The sequence below is a fragment of the Streptomyces sp. NPDC050548 genome (assembly GCF_044457385.1).
Classification (GTDB): Bacteria; Actinomycetota; Actinomycetes; order Streptomycetales; family Streptomycetaceae; genus Streptomyces.
Window position 1 is genome coordinate 338,358 of sequence record NZ_JBITGV010000006.1, and the last position, 14,306, is coordinate 352,663.

The 14,306-nt window shown below is 68.6% G+C and carries 15 protein-coding genes and 1 pseudogene; 7 read left to right on the forward strand and 9 right to left on the reverse strand.

What is annotated here, in order from left to right:
- Window positions 1–271 precede the first annotated feature (271 nt).
- A complete protein-coding gene (locus ACIBJH_RS19550; protein ID WP_093626988.1) occupies window positions 272–628 on the forward strand; it encodes a hypothetical protein in 357 nt (118 codons plus the stop codon).
- 108 nt (window positions 629–736) lie between these two features.
- On the opposite strand, the gene ACIBJH_RS19555 is transcribed toward ACIBJH_RS19550, so the two are convergent.
- The 6 genes from ACIBJH_RS19555 to ACIBJH_RS19580 all read right to left on the reverse strand — a co-directional run bounded on the left by ACIBJH_RS19555 (window position 737) and on the right by ACIBJH_RS19580 (window position 7,217).
- Entirely contained in the window at window positions 737–1,114 is a 378-nt protein-coding gene (locus ACIBJH_RS19555) for a DUF937 domain-containing protein (RefSeq protein WP_399118075.1), read from the reverse strand.
- A gap of 252 nt (window positions 1,115–1,366) precedes the next feature.
- Window positions 1,367–1,756, reverse strand: coding sequence for a D-ribose pyranase (gene rbsD, locus ACIBJH_RS19560; protein WP_362969950.1), 390 nt, complete (start codon window positions 1,754–1,756; stop codon window positions 1,367–1,369).
- The gene (locus ACIBJH_RS19565; protein WP_399118076.1) at window positions 1,753–2,655 is read right to left on the reverse strand and encodes a ribokinase; all 903 of its coding nucleotides are present in this window, start codon (window positions 2,653–2,655) and stop codon (window positions 1,753–1,755) included. Before ACIBJH_RS19565 ends, rbsD begins: the two co-directional genes overlap by 4 nt.
- Window positions 2,656–2,702: 47 nt before the next feature.
- On the reverse strand, window positions 2,703–4,655 hold the full coding sequence (locus ACIBJH_RS19570) for a substrate-binding domain-containing protein (protein WP_399118077.1): 1,953 nt from the start codon (window positions 4,653–4,655) through the stop codon (window positions 2,703–2,705).
- On the reverse strand, window positions 4,645–6,183 hold the full coding sequence (locus tag ACIBJH_RS19575) for a sugar ABC transporter ATP-binding protein (RefSeq protein WP_399118078.1): 1,539 nt from the start codon (window positions 6,181–6,183) through the stop codon (window positions 4,645–4,647). Before ACIBJH_RS19575 ends, ACIBJH_RS19570 begins: the two co-directional genes overlap by 11 nt.
- Window positions 6,180–7,217, reverse strand: coding sequence for a LacI family DNA-binding transcriptional regulator (locus tag ACIBJH_RS19580; RefSeq protein WP_399118079.1), 1,038 nt, complete (start codon window positions 7,215–7,217; stop codon window positions 6,180–6,182). Before ACIBJH_RS19580 ends, ACIBJH_RS19575 begins: the two co-directional genes overlap by 4 nt.
- Window positions 7,218–7,542: 325 nt before the next feature.
- Between ACIBJH_RS19580 and ACIBJH_RS19585 the strand changes: the two genes are divergently transcribed.
- Window positions 7,543–8,643: an ABC transporter substrate-binding protein gene (locus tag ACIBJH_RS19585; RefSeq protein WP_399118080.1), complete on the forward strand. Its 1,101-nt coding sequence runs from the start codon at window positions 7,543–7,545 to the stop codon at window positions 8,641–8,643.
- A gap of 81 nt (window positions 8,644–8,724) precedes the next feature.
- On the opposite strand, the gene ACIBJH_RS19590 is transcribed toward ACIBJH_RS19585, so the two are convergent.
- Window positions 8,725–9,144 (reverse strand): ATP-binding protein, encoded by a 420-nt coding sequence (locus ACIBJH_RS19590; protein ID WP_399118081.1) that lies wholly within the window; start codon window positions 9,142–9,144, stop codon window positions 8,725–8,727.
- A 235-nt stretch (window positions 9,145–9,379) separates the two neighbouring features.
- On the opposite strand from ACIBJH_RS19590, the gene ACIBJH_RS19595 reads away from it, so the two are divergent.
- The 3 genes from ACIBJH_RS19595 to ACIBJH_RS19605 are packed head-to-tail and all read left to right on the forward strand — an operon-like array spanning window position 9,380 to window position 10,631.
- Window positions 9,380–10,231 carry a helix-turn-helix domain-containing protein gene (locus ACIBJH_RS19595; protein ID WP_399118082.1) on the forward strand — a complete coding sequence of 284 codons (852 nt, stop codon included), beginning with the start codon at window positions 9,380–9,382 and terminating at the stop codon, window positions 10,229–10,231.
- An 8-nt stretch (window positions 10,232–10,239) separates the two neighbouring features.
- Window positions 10,240–10,428: a DUF397 domain-containing protein gene (locus tag ACIBJH_RS19600; RefSeq protein WP_399118083.1), complete on the forward strand. Its 189-nt coding sequence runs from the start codon at window positions 10,240–10,242 to the stop codon at window positions 10,426–10,428.
- An 8-nt stretch (window positions 10,429–10,436) separates the two neighbouring features.
- Window positions 10,437–10,631 (forward strand): DUF397 domain-containing protein, encoded by a 195-nt coding sequence (locus ACIBJH_RS19605; RefSeq protein WP_399118084.1) that lies wholly within the window; start codon window positions 10,437–10,439, stop codon window positions 10,629–10,631.
- Window positions 10,632–10,653: 22 nt separating this feature from the next.
- Here the strand turns inward: ACIBJH_RS19605 and ACIBJH_RS19610 are convergent, their stop codons facing one another.
- Window positions 10,654–11,502: a helix-turn-helix domain-containing protein gene (locus tag ACIBJH_RS19610; RefSeq protein ID WP_399118203.1), complete on the reverse strand. Its 849-nt coding sequence runs from the start codon at window positions 11,500–11,502 to the stop codon at window positions 10,654–10,656.
- 14 nt (window positions 11,503–11,516) lie between these two features.
- Window positions 11,517–12,031: pseudogene (locus tag ACIBJH_RS19615) on the reverse strand (DUF6879 family protein).
- Between the two features lie 342 nt (window positions 12,032–12,373).
- Here ACIBJH_RS19615 and ACIBJH_RS19620 point away from each other — a divergent pair.
- Both ACIBJH_RS19620 and tgmC read left to right on the forward strand, forming a co-directional pair.
- Window positions 12,374–13,120 (forward strand): ATP-grasp ribosomal peptide maturase, encoded by a 747-nt coding sequence (locus ACIBJH_RS19620; protein ID WP_399118085.1) that lies wholly within the window; start codon window positions 12,374–12,376, stop codon window positions 13,118–13,120.
- On the forward strand, window positions 13,104–14,270 hold the full coding sequence (gene tgmC, locus ACIBJH_RS19625) for an ATP-grasp peptide maturase system methyltransferase (RefSeq protein WP_399118086.1): 1,167 nt from the start codon (window positions 13,104–13,106) through the stop codon (window positions 14,268–14,270). Before ACIBJH_RS19620 ends, tgmC begins: the two co-directional genes overlap by 17 nt.
- Window positions 14,271–14,306 lie beyond the last annotated feature (36 nt).

Here is a 14,306-nt window from a genome sequence, read left to right on the forward strand (position 1 = left end):
CCGGAATGTGAGAGTCGCCTTCACACAGGTCTCTTTAATAAATGCAGATCACGGCGTGTGCAATGGCCGCAATTCCTGTGATTGAGCTGTCGATTCGCCTTTTTCGGAGCCTTCCGGAACCGTATCTCCCCAGGTCGTGTCTATAGGATCGTGCTCGCCGCGGGGCCGGGAGAAATCCCGGAAACGCGGTTGGCCGGGCTTTCTCCCGCATGAGAGAAGTCTGAGAGCCGCATAAGAGAAGTAATTCTCGGAATCGAACAAGGAGTTATCTGTGAACGTGCGTATCGCCGCCGTCTCCCTGGCTTCCGCCGCGCTCGTCGCCGTCGGCGCCACCGCCGCCGTCGCCGCGCCCGCCCCGGCGCCGAGCATCACGCTCAAGGCCAACCACACCACCGTGAAGCTCGGCGACGTGGTGACCTTCACCGGCAAGTCCGCCGGTCTGAAGGAGGGCTCCAAGGTGACGCTCCAGGTCAAGTCGGGCCCGACCTGGAAGTCCCTGCCCGTGACCGCCAAGGTCAACCACGGCGCCTACAAGCTGACCGACAAGTTCCAGAAGAAGGGCGTCTCGGTCCTGCGCGTCAAGGACGGCGCCACCGTCTCCAAGGCGGTCTCGGTCACCGTCCGCTGACGCCGGCCGCCCCGCGCTGAAACACCCCTGAGGTACCCCTGAGCCCTGCCCCACCCCGTTCGATCCGGGGTGGGGCAGGAGGTCAGGAGTATGCCGTACCCGACCGCCCTACTTCTTCGCCGCCCGCTTCGTCAGCACCGCCAGCACCACCGGGACCAGCATCTCGACGACCCGGGCCACGGTCGCCGGCGGCAGCCCCGTCTTCTTGGCCACCGCGTTCGCCACCGGCTTGGCCGCCTTGGCCAGCACCCCGGCCATCAGCCCGCCGGTCGCGAAACCGCCCAGCGTGGCCACACCCTGAAGGGGAGCCTCCTGGGGCGTCTCGACGGTCGCCGCCTCGCCGGACAGCGCCGAGACCGTCGTACCGACGACCTCCCTGGCGCCCGCCTCGTCCGTCCCGAGCAGGCCAGCGATCTCCTGGACCTTGTCGTCGCCCAGCTCGTCGAGGACCTCGCCCTGGAAGGCCGTAGCAGAGTCTTCGCTCATGCCTGAAACGCTACGTCCGCCCCGATTGGTCGGCACCCGGAGACCGGCCGGCGGCCGTTTTGAAAAATTCTCAAGACGGCGTACAACCCTCCCCGCAGTCCGCGGGTCCTACTTGGCATCAGGACTCTTGGAGGGGGATCTGGGGGGATCTTGAGGGGTCCTGATGTTGGAGGGGAATAGCCGAGGGGGCTTGGTCGACGGACCGGGCCCCCTCGAATGTGTCCGGGTGTGTCCGGGCCCGGCCCCCTGGTCTCAGAAGAACACCCCGCACCGCAGCAGCACATTCGCGTACGGCCGCGCCTCGCCCGTCCTTACGACCAGCCGCGCGCCCGCCGACAGCTCCTTGAGCTTCTCGTGGGAGACGAGGTCCAGGTCGGGGAAGCGGGCGTCGAGGAGGGCGGTGGCGGCCCGGTTGGCGCCGCGGATCTCGCGCGCCGCCGTCGCGCCCTCCACCACCAGCTCGGCCAGCAGCCCGTCCAGCACCTCCGCGAAGGACGGCACCCCGGCCCGGAACGCCAGGTCCACCACCCGGGGCCCGGCCGGGATCGGCATCCCGGCGTCGCACACCAGCACCCCGTCCCCGTGCCCCAACTCGGCCAGCGCACCGGAGAGATGACGGTTGAGAATCCCTGCCTTCTTCACAGCGCGGCGACCTCGTCCGCCGTCGGGAAGGACTCCTGCGCGCCCTTCCTGGTGACGGCCACCGCCCCGACCCGCGCCGCGTACGCCGCCGCCTCCGCCAGACCGGAGCCCGTGCCCAGCTTCCAGGCCAGCGCCGCGGTGAAGGCATCGCCCGCGCCCGTCGTGTCCACGGCGTCCACCTTCACGGACGGCACCCGGGTGACCCCCTCCCGCGAGGCCACCAGCGCGCCCTCCGCGCCCAGCGTCACGACCACCGAACGCGGCCCCTTCGCCAGCAGGATCCGCGCCCAGTCCTCGGGCCGCTCGCTCACACACGCGTCCCCGAGGATCACCTTCGCCTCGTGCTCGTTGACGATCAACGGGTCGCAGGCGGCCAGGACTTCGGACGGCAGCGGCCGGGGCGGCGACGGGTTCAGCACGAACCGGCTGTCGGGCGCCAGACTCCGTACGACCTCCGCGACCGTCTCCAGCGGGATCTCCAGCTGTACGGAGACCACGCGGGAGGCGTGGAAGAGGCAGGCGGCGGCCTGGATGTCGACCGGGAACAGCTTTCCGTTGGCTCCCGGCGACACCACGATGCTGTTGTCGCCGGACGGGTCGACCGTGATCAGCGCGACCCCGGTCGGCGCCCCGCCCACCAGCACGCCCACCGTGTCGACCCCCGCCGCCCGCTGCGAGTCCAGCAGCAGCCTGCCGTACGCGTCGTCGCCGACCCGGGCCAGCAGGACCGTACTGGCACCGAGCCGGGCGGCGGCGACCGCCTGGTTGGCACCCTTGCCGCCGGGGTGGACGGCCAGGTCGGAACCGAGGACCGTCTCGCCGGCGCCCGGCCGCCGCTCGACGTCGATCACGAGGTCGGCGTTGGCCGATCCGACGACCAGAAGGTCGTAGTCGTACATGAAGTGACTCCCCACAGTGATGACTTGGTGTGGTGACCGGTCCGCTGTCAGCCGGTGAAACCGGCCACGTTCTCCTTGGTGACCACCTTCACGGGCACCTTCACCGTCGTCTCCACCTTCTTGCCCTGAGCCGCGCGCAGCGCGTTGTCCACGGCGATTTTGCCCAACTGGCTCGGCTGCTGCGCCACGGACGCGTACAGCGTCCCCTGCTTCACCGCGGTCAGCCCGTCGGGCGTGCCATCGAAGCCTACGACCGAGACCGACCTGCCCGCCTTGGAACCGAGCGCCTTGATGGCGCCGAGGGCCATCTCGTCGTTGGCCGCGATGACGCCCTGGACGTCGGGGTGCGCCTGGAGCAGGTTCGACATCACGTCGAGGCCCTTGGTGCGGTCGAAGTCGGCGGGCTGCTGGGCGAGGACCGTGATGCCGGGGTAGGCCTTCAGCCCCTTGGCGAAGCCCTCGGCCCGCTCACGCGCCGCCGAAGTACCCGCCTGGCCCTGGAGGATGACGATCTTCCCGGTGCCGCCCAGCTTCTCGGCGATCGTCTTGGCGGCGAGTTCACCACCGGCGATGTTGTCGGAGGCGACGAGGGTGTCCACGGCGGCCTTGTTGACACCGCGGTCGACCGCGATCACCGGGATCTTCGCCTTGTCGGCGGCCTTCACAGAGTTGCTCGCGGCATCCGAGTCCACCGGGTTGACGATGATCGCGCCGTAGTTGGAACTGGTGAAGTTCTGCAGCTGGTTGGCCTGCTGGGAGGCGTCGTTCTGCGCGTCGGTGACCGTCAGGTCCAGGCCCAGCTTCTTCGCCTCGGCCTGCGCACCGGACCGGATCTGCACGAAGAACGGGTTGTTGAGCGTGGAGAGGGAGAGGCCGAGCTTGGGCTTGGACGTCGTGGAAGAGTCGTTGTGCAGGAAGGAGGTGGCGCCGACGATCGCGATGGTGACGACGGCCGCGAGGGCGTACGTGGTCGCCTGCTTGCCCTTTCCGCCACCACCAACACCGGCTCCAGTGACGGGAGTTGCGCCCGCCTTGCGCCGCACGGTGTCCAGCAGGACGGCCAGCGCGATGACGACACCGATGACGACCTGCTGCCAGAACGCCGACACCGAAAGGAGGTTGAGGCCGTTGCGCAGCACCGCGAGGATCAGCGCGCCGATGAGCGTGCCGGACGCCTTGCCGGTGCCGCCCGCGAGGGAGGCGCCGCCGATGACGACAGCGGCGATCGCGTCCAGCTCATAACCGTCGGCGGCCTGCGGCTGCGCGGAGGAGAGCCGGGAGGCGAGGACGATGCCCGCGGCGGCGGCAAACACGCCGGACAGGGCGTAGATCGCGAGCTTCTGCTTGGAGACCCGCAACCCCGAGAGCCGCGCGGCCTCTTCGTTGCCGCCGATCGCGTACATGGACCGCCCGATGTACGTCCGCCCGAGCACGAACGCGGCGATCAGCCCCATCACGATCATCACCAGGACCGGCACCGGCAGCCAGCCGCCGAGCGTGTCACCGAGGTGCGAGACCGAGTCGGGGAAGGCGATCGGGGAGCCCTGCGAGATCACCAGCGACAGCCCGCGCGCCACCGACAGCATCGCCAACGTCGCGATGAACGGCGGGAGTTTGCCGTAGGCGATGAGGAAACCGTTGACGAGACCGGCCGCGATGCCGGTGGCGATCGCGAGGATCACGGCGAGGAAGACCGGGACGCCGTGCTGCGTGGCGCTCCACGCGAGCACGGTGGCGGACAGGGCGGCCACCGAACCCACCGACAGGTCGATGCCCGCCGAGACGATCACGAAGGTGACACCGAAGGCGAGGATGGCGGTGACGGCCGCCTGGACACCGACGTTGAGGAGGTTGTCGGTGGTGAGGAAGTCGCCGGAGAGCGCCGACATGGCGATGACGAGGACGATCAGCGCGGTCAACGCGCCGTTGTCCAGGAGCAGTCGGCGGATACCCGAGGCGCCACCCGCGCCCGGCGTGCTCTTGAGCGTTTCAGTGGCCACGGTGGCCCTCCACAGCGGTAGTTGCTTGGGTCGGTGTGCTGGGTGTGCTGACGGCGAGGGCCATCACGGAGTCCTGCGTCGCTTCGGCGGCCGTCAACTCGCCCGCGATACGGCCCTGCGCCATGACCAGCACCCGGTCGCTCATGCCGAGGACCTCGGGCAGATCGCTGGAGATCATGAGCACGGCGGCACCGGCGGCCGTGAGTTCATTGATGAGTTGATAGATCTCGACCTTGGCGCCGACGTCGATCCCGCGCGTCGGCTCGTCGAGGATCAGCACCTTGGTGTCGGCGAGCAGCCACTTGCCGATGACGACCTTCTGCTGGTTGCCGCCGGACAACGTCCGTACCTGCTGGCCGAGTCCGGCCATCCGCACGCCCAGCTGCTCGGCGATCCGCGCGGCGGCGACCCGCTGCCCCTTGAGGTCGACGAGCCCGCCGTGGGTGGCGGCCCGCATGGTGACCAGCCCGAGGTTCTCCTCCACGGACTGGTCGAGGACGAGCCCCTGCCCCTTGCGGTCCTCGGGCACGAGCCCGATCCCCGCGGTCATCGCCGCGTTGACGTCGTGCCCGCGCAACGCGGAGCCGCCGACCTTCACGGCCCCGTGGTCGTACGGGTCGGCCCCGAAGACAGCCCGTACGACCTCCGTACGACCCGCCCCGACCAGCCCGGCGATACCGACGACCTCACCGGCCCGCACCTCGAAGCTGATGTCGTGGAAGACCCCGTCCCGGGTCAGCCCCTCGACGGCGAGCAACGCGGCCCCGGTGTCGGTCCGTTCGCGCGGATACTGCTGCTCGATGGACCGCCCGACCATGAGCCGCACGAGCTCGTCCTCGGGGGTGGAGGCGGGCACCTGCCCGACGGACTTCCCGTCCCGGATGACGGTGACGCGGTCGCCGAGGGCGGCGATCTCTTCGAGGTGATGGGTGATGAAGACGACCCCGACCCCGTCGGCACGCAGTTGACGCACGATGGAGAACAGTTTCTCGACCTCTTCGGAGGTCAGCACGGCGGTCGGCTCATCCATGATCAGCACCCGCGCGTCGAGACTCAGCGCCTTGGCGATCTCGACCATCTGGAGCCGCGCGATACCGAGTTCACGCACACGGGCGCGCGGCGACACCCGCACACCCACCCGCTCCAGCAGAATGGCGGCGTCGGCCTCCATCCGCTTCCGGTCGATCATCCCGAGCCGGCGCGGCTGCCGCCCCAGGAAGATGTTCTCGGCGACCGTCAGATCGGGAACGAGGTTGAACTCCTGGTAGATGGTGGCGATCCCGAGCCGCGCGGAGTCCTGCGCACTGTGGATGCGCACCTCCTCGCCACCGGCCAGGATGCGGCCGCCGTCGGGACGGTAGGCACCGGAGAGCATCTTGATGAGGGTGCTCTTGCCGGCGCCGTTCTCGCCGAGCAGCACATGGACCTCGCCCCGGCGCAGATCGAAGTCGACGCCGTCCAGCGCGACGACACCGGGGAAGGTCTTGCGGATGCCCTCGATGCGCAGCAACTCGTCCTGGTTGCTCACGACTTGCTCCTTCGAAAAGGGGATGACGAGGTTCCCGGCTCACCGGTTTCGCCGCAGGAGCGGCGCACGACGAGCCGGGCGGGAAGGGTGACGGACTGCGGTGCCCGCCCCTCGATCTGATCGACGAGCGCGCGCACGGCGGCCCGCCCCAACTCGCCCGTGGGCTGGGCGATCGCGGTGATCGGCGGATCGGTGTGCACGAACCACCGGATGTCGTCGAACGCGGCCAGCGCGAGGTCCTCGGGAACCCGCAGCCCACGCGCCCGTACGGCGTCCAGGGCCCCGAGCGCCATCAGGTTGTCGGTGGCGAAGACGACCTCGGGCGGCTCGGGCAGATCGAGGAAGCCCTCGGTGACCCGCCGCCCGCTCTCGGCCTGGAAGTCGCCCTGACCGATGTAGGCGTCCGGGAGGGGAATCCCGTACTCGGCGAGCGCGTCCCGGAAGGCCGCGACGCGCTCACTGCCGGTCGTGGTGGCGGCGGGTCCCGCGATGATGGCGAGCCTGCGATGCCCCAGCCCGTGCAGATGCGCGACGAGATCCCGGATCGCGGCCCGCCCGTCGGCCCGCACGACCGGCACGTCCACGCCCGGGATCCACCGGTCCACGAACACCATCGGCGTGCCCGCACGCGCGGCGTCCAGCATCGCGGCGGAGCCGCCGTCGGTGGGGGAGAGCAGAAGACCGTCGATACGGCGGTCCAGCAGCGTCCGCACGTGGTGGTCCTGCAACTCGGGCCGCTCGTCGGCGTTCCCGATGATCACGCTGTACCCCAGCGCGCGGGCCTCCTCCTCGACGGAGCGGGCCAGCTCGGTGAAGTAAGGGTTCAGCACGTCGCTGATGACCAGCCCGAGGGTGCGGGTCTGATCGGTGCGCAGCGACCGGGCGACGGCGTTCGGACGGTAGTCCAGCGCCTCTACGGCGGCCAGCACGCGGGTGCGTGCGTCGGCACTGACCGACGGATGGTCGTTCAGCACCCGCGACACCGTGGCCACGGAGACCCCGGCCTCGGCGGCGACGTCCTTGATGCTCGCCATCGCCGTTCCACCTCCTCGTGGAATCGATTACACGGAGGATTGGAATCGATTACACGGAGGATTGGAATCGATTACACGGAGGATTGGAATCGATTACATGGGAGTTAACAAGGGGGTGTGACCGGATTGTGATGTGGGGGGTGGGGGTGCGGGCGGCCCGGAACGGTAACGCCACTTGATCACTGGACGTCGAATCAGCCCCGTTGTCCGGGGCGACCCGCTCTCCTAACCTGGCGGGCAGACCCGGGCGTGAGATGCCCGATCCCTCCTTGGCACGGGCGCGTCTGTTCCGCGTATCGCGGAGTCACTCTCGACAGGAGTCGGCATGGCGCTCGGAAATCTCTCGCGACGATCCTTCGTTCTGCTGGCCTCCGCCTCGGCGGGCGCCCTGATCCCGGGCTCGCAGGCATGGGCCTCCGGCCCTTCCGTCGACCCGGCCGCACTCGCCGGTTCGCCCCCGCCCCCGCCCCTGGTCCGTGTCCGCTCCGCGTCGAGATCGCTGCCGATTCTGGCGGCCGTCGCCAACCAGTACTTCGTCGAGGAGAACCTCGACGTCGACTACGCCCAGTTCGTGTCGTCCCGCCCCACCTTCATCCAGGTCGACCAGCGCGAGATCGAATTCATCGTCTCGGCGACGGACAACGCCATCAACTACCAGTTGAACCCGGGCAATCCGGCCGGGCGGATCCTGGACAACGTCATCGTCGCGGCGCACGACCTCGGCCTGGGTCTGGCGCTCGTGGGGGCGGCCGGGTACCCGACGGCGGAGGGCCTGCGGAATCAGCGGGTGGGGGTCGACGTCCCGCACTCCGGATTCGGACTGCCCGCCGAGAAGATCATGCTCAACGCCGGCCTGGCCGCCGGAACGGACTACACGCTGGTCTCGGCCGGTAGCACACCGGCACGTTTTCAGGGACTGCTCGACGGGCTGTGGGAAGCGGCCATCATCAACGCTGAAGGCGTGGTACGCGCTCGGGAAACCGGCCTGCCGGTCATCGGGGTCGTGGCGGACACCGTCCAGCCGTACCAGGGAGGAATGCTCGCGTCGAGTCGCGGCTGGCTCAAGGACAATCCCGGCACGGCCGTCCGTTTCCTCCGCGCCTTCATTCGTGGCATGACGTGGGTGTTCGACCGACGTCACCGTGACGCGGCCATTCAGTTACTGGTGGACGACGAGACCTCGCCCGAACTCGCCGCGAAGATCTACGACCTCAACGTCGCCGCCGACGGCCTCTCCAGACGTGCCGCCCTGAGCCCGGCGGGCTTCCGCAACGTGCTGGAACTGCGTGCCGAGTTCAACGGCTTCGAGCTACCGCAGGACCTCGACCTGCTCGCCTCGCCGCAGGGCGGGTTGTACGACCTCGGCTATTACCGCGAGGCGGCGCGGAGTTGCGGATACCGGTCGGCCTCGGGTGCGCTTCTGTAGGTAAGGGTGGGTCGGTGTGAACGTCTAATCCACCCCCTCGAACTGGCCCGCCCTGCGCGGCAGTCCCGGCAGAACAGCGCCTCAAGCCGCGGCAAGCTCGCACCACACGAGCTTCCCCAGGTTGCCGTTCCGGGACAGCGGCTGCCAGCCCCACTGGTCGGCGCAGGCGCGGACCAGTGCGAGGCCGCGCCCGTCCTCTGCTTGGCCGAGTTCCTCCAACGGCCTTGGTGGGGGCGGCGGTTCGGGGTCGGCGTCCCAGGCCCCGAGCCGCAGCACCCCCGCGGTCCAGCCCACGCGCAGCGCGGCGGGCCCTTTCGTGTGCTGTACGGCGTTGGCGACCAGCTCCGTCGCGAGCAGCTCGGCGGTGTCCGCCAGGCGGATCAGGCCGTGCAGGGTGAGGATCAGCCGGAGGGTGCGGCGGCTGACGGTGACGGCACGCGGATCGTTCGGGACGTAGAGGCAGTACTCCCAGGGGCTGGGTGGGATTGGGCTTTCGGGCATGCATCAACTCCGGTTCGGTGGTGGGGAGTTCGGAGGACTGCGGGGTGTCGCGGGCGGTGGCAGTGCCACAGCCGCCGTGGCAGGACGGAGTGGTGCGCTTCCGGTGTCCCGGTATTTCCGCAGTGTGTGCGTCGCATCACCGACGGTAGACTTAACCATTAAGACTTCGCAAGCCGATCGCGTAGCCTGGCCCTCGAACGAGTCGCGCCTCCAGGCGTGTTGAGGGGAGCGGTCAATGGCACTGAGGGGTGAGCCGACGGCGCGTCAGATGCGGCTGGCGGTCGAGTTGCGCAGGCTCCGCGACTCGGCTGGCCTCTCAGCCCGTGAGGCGGCGACGCTGCTTGGCGTGAGCCCTCCGCAGATCAGTCAGATCGAGGCGGGCCTTGCGGGCGTGAGCGAAAAGCGGCTGCGCCGCCTTGCCGTCCACTATGCGTGCACCGACGAGGAGTTGATCTCGGCGCTGGTGGCCATGGCGACGGACCGGACCCGTGGCTGGTGGGAGGAGTACCGAGGACTGCTGCCAACGCCGTTCCGCGACCTGGCCGAACTGGAACAGCACGCGGTGTCCCTGCGGGAGATCCAGTTCCTCTACATCCCGGGCCTGCTCCAGACGGAGGCCTACGCTCGCGCCCTCTACGCCTACAGGGTCCCTGAACTCCCTCACGAGGAGCTGGAGTTGCGGGTCAGGCATCGGATGCAGCGCAAGGGGGTCATCGAGGGATCCGATCCCACTCCGTACGAGGCAGTGATCCACGAGGCCGCGCTGCGTATCCGGGTCGGCGACCGGCTGGCCTCACGAGCCCAGCTCGCCCACCTCGTCGAATCCTCCGAGGCGAATCACGTCACCGTGCGTGTGATCCCCTTCGACCTCGACGGATTCGGCGGATCATGGACGGCCATGATGCTGGCAGGCGGAGCTGTGGCCAGGCTGGACACGGTCGTACGCGATGGGCCCCATGGAGCGGCGTTCATCGATTCCGAGGCCCAACTAGGCGTCTTCCGAACGCTCTTTCGTAAAGTGGAAACCGTGTCACTTGATCCCGAACGGTCACGTGATCTCATCCACAGGCTGGCCAAAGAGCTGTGAGGCACCCCATGGACCCCATCGACAACTGGCGCAAGTCGTCCTACTCCGGCGCGGGAGACGGAGACTCCTGCGTAGAGATCGCCAACCGCCCCACCTGCATAGCCATACGCGACTCCAAGACCCCGGCCCGAGCAGCACTCACCTTCCCGGCCCCCGCCTTCACTGCTTTCATCGACGGGCTGGTCAAAGAGCTGTGAGGCGCCCCATGGACACCCGCGACAACTGGCGGAAGTCGTCGTACTCCGGCGCCGGGGACGGCAACTCCTGCGTAGAGATCGCCAACCGCCCCACCCGCATAGCCATACGCGACTCCAAGACCCCGGCCCGCGCCACCCTCACCTTCCCGGCCCCTGCCTTCACCGCCTTCGTCGAAGCGCTGAAGCGGCAACCTCACCCCTGACCTCCCGGGACCGCCCTCCGACTCAGTCCAAGGACGACAACGCACCCGCTATCAGGGAACGCGCTGCCGCTCCCCTCACGGCCCCCTGCGAAAGCCGTTCAAAGGCTCGGGCGTACAGCTCGACCTGGCTCGGCTGCGTGAGCGCGGAAGCGGCGTCCAGCGAGTCCGCGTGCACCCTGCTGTCGTCGAAGATCGTGAACGTGGGCATGGGCCACACAGTCCGTTGCGCCGAAAACGGGACGATGCCCACAGCGACGTTCTGGAGATCCATGACCCCGAGCAGATGGCCGAGCTGCGCCGCCATGGTCTCGACACTGCACAGCCGGTACCGCAACACCGACTCCTCCAGCACGAACGAGAACCGCCGGGAGCCGTTGCTCAGCACGGCGTTGCGCCTCATACGGGCCGCCACCGCATCACTCACGTCGTCCGGGGTCCCCCGAAAGCCCGCGATGGACGACAGAAGAGCAGTTGCGTATCCCGGTGTCTGGAGGAACCCGGGGACGACGTCGGACACGTAGACGCGGAACATCCTGGTCTGTTGGTACAGATCGACCACGGACTCCTGCAGGAGACGGAGACCGCTGCGCTGGAGTCGCCTCCACTGCACATGGGCGTCGGCGGACTGCCTGTTCGCCGCGATCAGATCGGGCGCCTGACCTTCAGCGGCGCAGGCTCGGCACCACGCTGTGATGTCCGCGTCGGAGGGAGGGGTCCTGGCGTTCTCGATCCGGGACGACTTCGACTCCGACCAACCGCATCTCACAGCCAGTTCCCGGCCGCTGATCCCGGCATCCTTCCGAATATCACGCAGACGGCCGGCGAGGCCTTCGCGTGCCTTCTGGACGTTGGAAGAGGGATGCGGGGGCATGGAACTGGCCTTCGTCAGATCTTGAACAGGTGGTGCGGTATCGCGCGCTCCCAGACCGTCTCGAAAGCGGTCGAGCACAGTTTCACGGCCTCCGGGTCCGCCGTGAACTCATCCTCGACCACCGCCCCGTCGCCGGAGAAGTGGTGCACCCGGAGCAGCGCGCCATCAAACAGCCAGAAGTCGTTTCCGGGAAGGGGGATGTCCGTGGCCCGTCGTCGCGGCAGCCACCGAACCTCCTCACCCGCCATGACGTTGGCCTGAGTGACGTAGTGCTCCCAGCGGATGTACTCCGACACGGGTTCGGAGACCACCCGTGCCCGGCGGATCGTTATGCCACGGGCCGCCGCGTCCGTGATCGATTGGTGGAAGGGATGCCACCAGGCCTCACGATCCGCCCAGTTGATCCGCTCACCCCGCTTCCACGCCTCGAACCGGTCCGTCGAAGCGTAGGCGTCGCGTAGCTCCAGGTGGACGGCGGACCGCTCGCACCGGCCGAGCAGCTCGCGAAGCCGGGCACGCTCGACGGCATCGCACGCCTCCCTGATCATCGGGATCATCCGAGCTGGAATCCTGACGATGGCCTCACTGCTCGGCACCCCGCCGTTCGCGGGGCTGCTTGTCTCGCACTCCGCCTGAGTCTCGCTGCTCGGCTTCCACCCCTGCAACAAGATCTCCTGCGCTTCCGCGTCCGCCCACACCGTGGGGCAGTGGTCCAGGTCGGTGTCGGGGTCGATTCCAACGAACTCTACGGCCATGGTCGGCCCCTGGGTCCGAGTGGTTGCTGCAACTTGCACCAGCTTCGTTGAACTGCGGAGACAGCGTCAATAGCGCTATCGGCCATGCCAATTGATGTGCAAGTCGGTGCAAGTTTGTGGAGTGTCACGCCCACGACTTCCTGGCCTTCGAGCACCTGGCAGCCGACGATGCCCGTTACGCCGCCGCACAGGTCCGCTACGGGCTCGGCGGCATCCTCTACGCCCTCGATGGTCCACTCTGGGTGAACCATCCCCTCCGTGACACCGCCGCCGACTACAAGCCCGCCCAACTCGCGGTGGCGCGGCGACTCGGGCTGACCGTCCCCGCCACTCTGGTCACCAACGACCCTGACAAGGCACGCCAGTTCACCGCCGCCCACGGTCCGGTCGTCGCCAAGACGCTGCGCTGGACGCCGTACGAACGCGACGGTGTCCCGATGACCTCGTGGGCCGAGCCGGTGGTCACCGACGAGATCGACGACTCCCTCCGCGCCGCTCCACACCTGTTCCAGGCCCGTGTCGAGAAGGTCACCGACCTGCGGGTGTTGATCGTCGGCCGCCGTGTCTTCGCCGTCCGGATCGACTCCGGGCTGTTGGACTGGCGTACGGACTACGACGCCCATTCGTACGCCGTTGTCGACCTCCCCGAGCGCCTGGTGAACGCGCTCCACGGAGTCCTGGACCACTTCGGTCTCGCCTCCGGGTCCTTCGACCTCGCGGTGGACGGTGACGGCGAATTCCACTGGTTGGAACTGAACCCGAACGGCCAGTGGGGCTGGCTGGAGGAGAGGACCGGCCTGGAGATGTCCGCAGCGATCGCAGATCTGCTGATCCGAGGAGAACTTGATGGACACCGCCCCTGAGCGCCGTGCGCTCGCCGACCGGCTGACAGCGTCCGGTGTGCTGCGGCCGGATTCGCCATGGCGGCCGGCCGTTGAAGCCGTACCGCGCGAACTCTTCCTGAATCCAGGGGTGTTCCTGCCGGTCGACGGCGGACTCTGGCAACCGGTGACCGCGCTCGGCACGCCCCCGGAGGAGTGGTCCCGGATCGCCTGTCGCGACGAGTCGCCGGCCACGCAGCTCGACGGCCACCTCACCGCCGACCAGACGACCGGTCCCGTGACCGGCGTCCCCACGTCGTCCTCCACCACCCCCACCACCGTCATCGGGATGCTCGAACAACTCGACGTCGCCGACGACGATTCCGTTCTCGAAATCGGCACCGGTACCGGATACTCCGGCGCCCTCATGTGCCACCGCCTCGGCGAGGACAACGTGACCACGGTCGAGGTCGACCCCCAGGTCGCCACCCGCGCGGATGCGGCTCTGGAAGTGGCCGGGCACTCCACGTGGACGGTCACCGGTGACGGACTGCTCGGCCATCCGGCCCGAGCGCCCTATGACCGTGTCATCGCCACCTGCGCGGTACGGCGCATTCCGTACACCTGGGTACGCCAGACCAGGCCCGGCGGGATCATCCTCGCCACGGTCGGCTCCTGGCCGTACGGCACGGGCCTCGCCAAGGTCGCAGTGAACGACGACGGTTCGGCAGAGGGACAGATCATCGGCCGCTCCTCCTTCATGCACGCCCGTGCACAGGCACTGCCCCCGTTGGCCGGTGACTTGTCGGCTCGCACCGCCTACGCGGACACCGAGCGCCCTGCCAGGATCCCTCCTGTGCTGCTGGCGGAGTGGATGCCCGCCTTCCTGACCCAACTCGCCGTTCCTGGCGGACAATTCGTACGTGCGACGGTCCGTGACGGCACCGAGAATCTCTATCTCTTCGACGCCGAGCGGGAGTCGTTCGCCGCGTTCACCGAGGACACCGAAGGCTGGACGGTCCGCCAGGGCGGCCCCATGGCTCTGTGGGACGCGGTCGAGGAGACTCTGACCGCCTGGCAGGACGCAGGGAGCCCCGACATCGCAAGCGTCGGCCTCCACATCACCAAGAACGCGCACACCTACTGGATCGGCGACCAACAAGCCCTCCGGTGGGAGCACCGGCTCACCTGATCCACCGCCCCCGGTGCCCCAACCCGCTGTCACACC

What these genes read in the sequence shown, in the direction of transcription:
- ACIBJH_RS19555 (WP_399118075.1), bottom strand. Translation starts at nt 1,114, where the DNA reads ATGAGCGAAGACTCTGCTACGGCCTTCCAGGGCGAGGTCCTCGACGAG.
- ACIBJH_RS19565 (WP_399118076.1), bottom strand. Translation starts at nt 2,655, where the DNA reads ATGTACGACTACGACCTTCTGGTCGTCGGATCGGCCAACGCCGACCTC.
- ACIBJH_RS19580 (WP_399118079.1), bottom strand. Translation starts at nt 7,217, where the DNA reads ATGGCGAGCATCAAGGACGTCGCCGCCGAGGCCGGGGTCTCCGTGGCC.
- ACIBJH_RS19585 (WP_399118080.1), top strand. Translation starts at nt 7,543, where the DNA reads ATGGCGCTCGGAAATCTCTCGCGACGATCCTTCGTTCTGCTGGCCTCC.
- ACIBJH_RS19590 (WP_399118081.1), bottom strand. Translation starts at nt 9,144, where the DNA reads ATGCCCGAAAGCCCAATCCCACCCAGCCCCTGGGAGTACTGCCTCTAC.
- ACIBJH_RS19595 (WP_399118082.1), top strand. Translation starts at nt 9,380, where the DNA reads ATGGCACTGAGGGGTGAGCCGACGGCGCGTCAGATGCGGCTGGCGGTC.
- ACIBJH_RS19600 (WP_399118083.1), top strand. Translation starts at nt 10,240, where the DNA reads ATGGACCCCATCGACAACTGGCGCAAGTCGTCCTACTCCGGCGCGGGA.
- ACIBJH_RS19605 (WP_399118084.1), top strand. Translation starts at nt 10,437, where the DNA reads ATGGACACCCGCGACAACTGGCGGAAGTCGTCGTACTCCGGCGCCGGG.
- ACIBJH_RS19610 (WP_399118203.1), bottom strand. Translation starts at nt 11,502, where the DNA reads ATGCCCCCGCATCCCTCTTCCAACGTCCAGAAGGCACGCGAAGGCCTC.
- tgmC (WP_399118086.1), top strand. Translation starts at nt 13,104, where the DNA reads ATGGACACCGCCCCTGAGCGCCGTGCGCTCGCCGACCGGCTGACAGCG.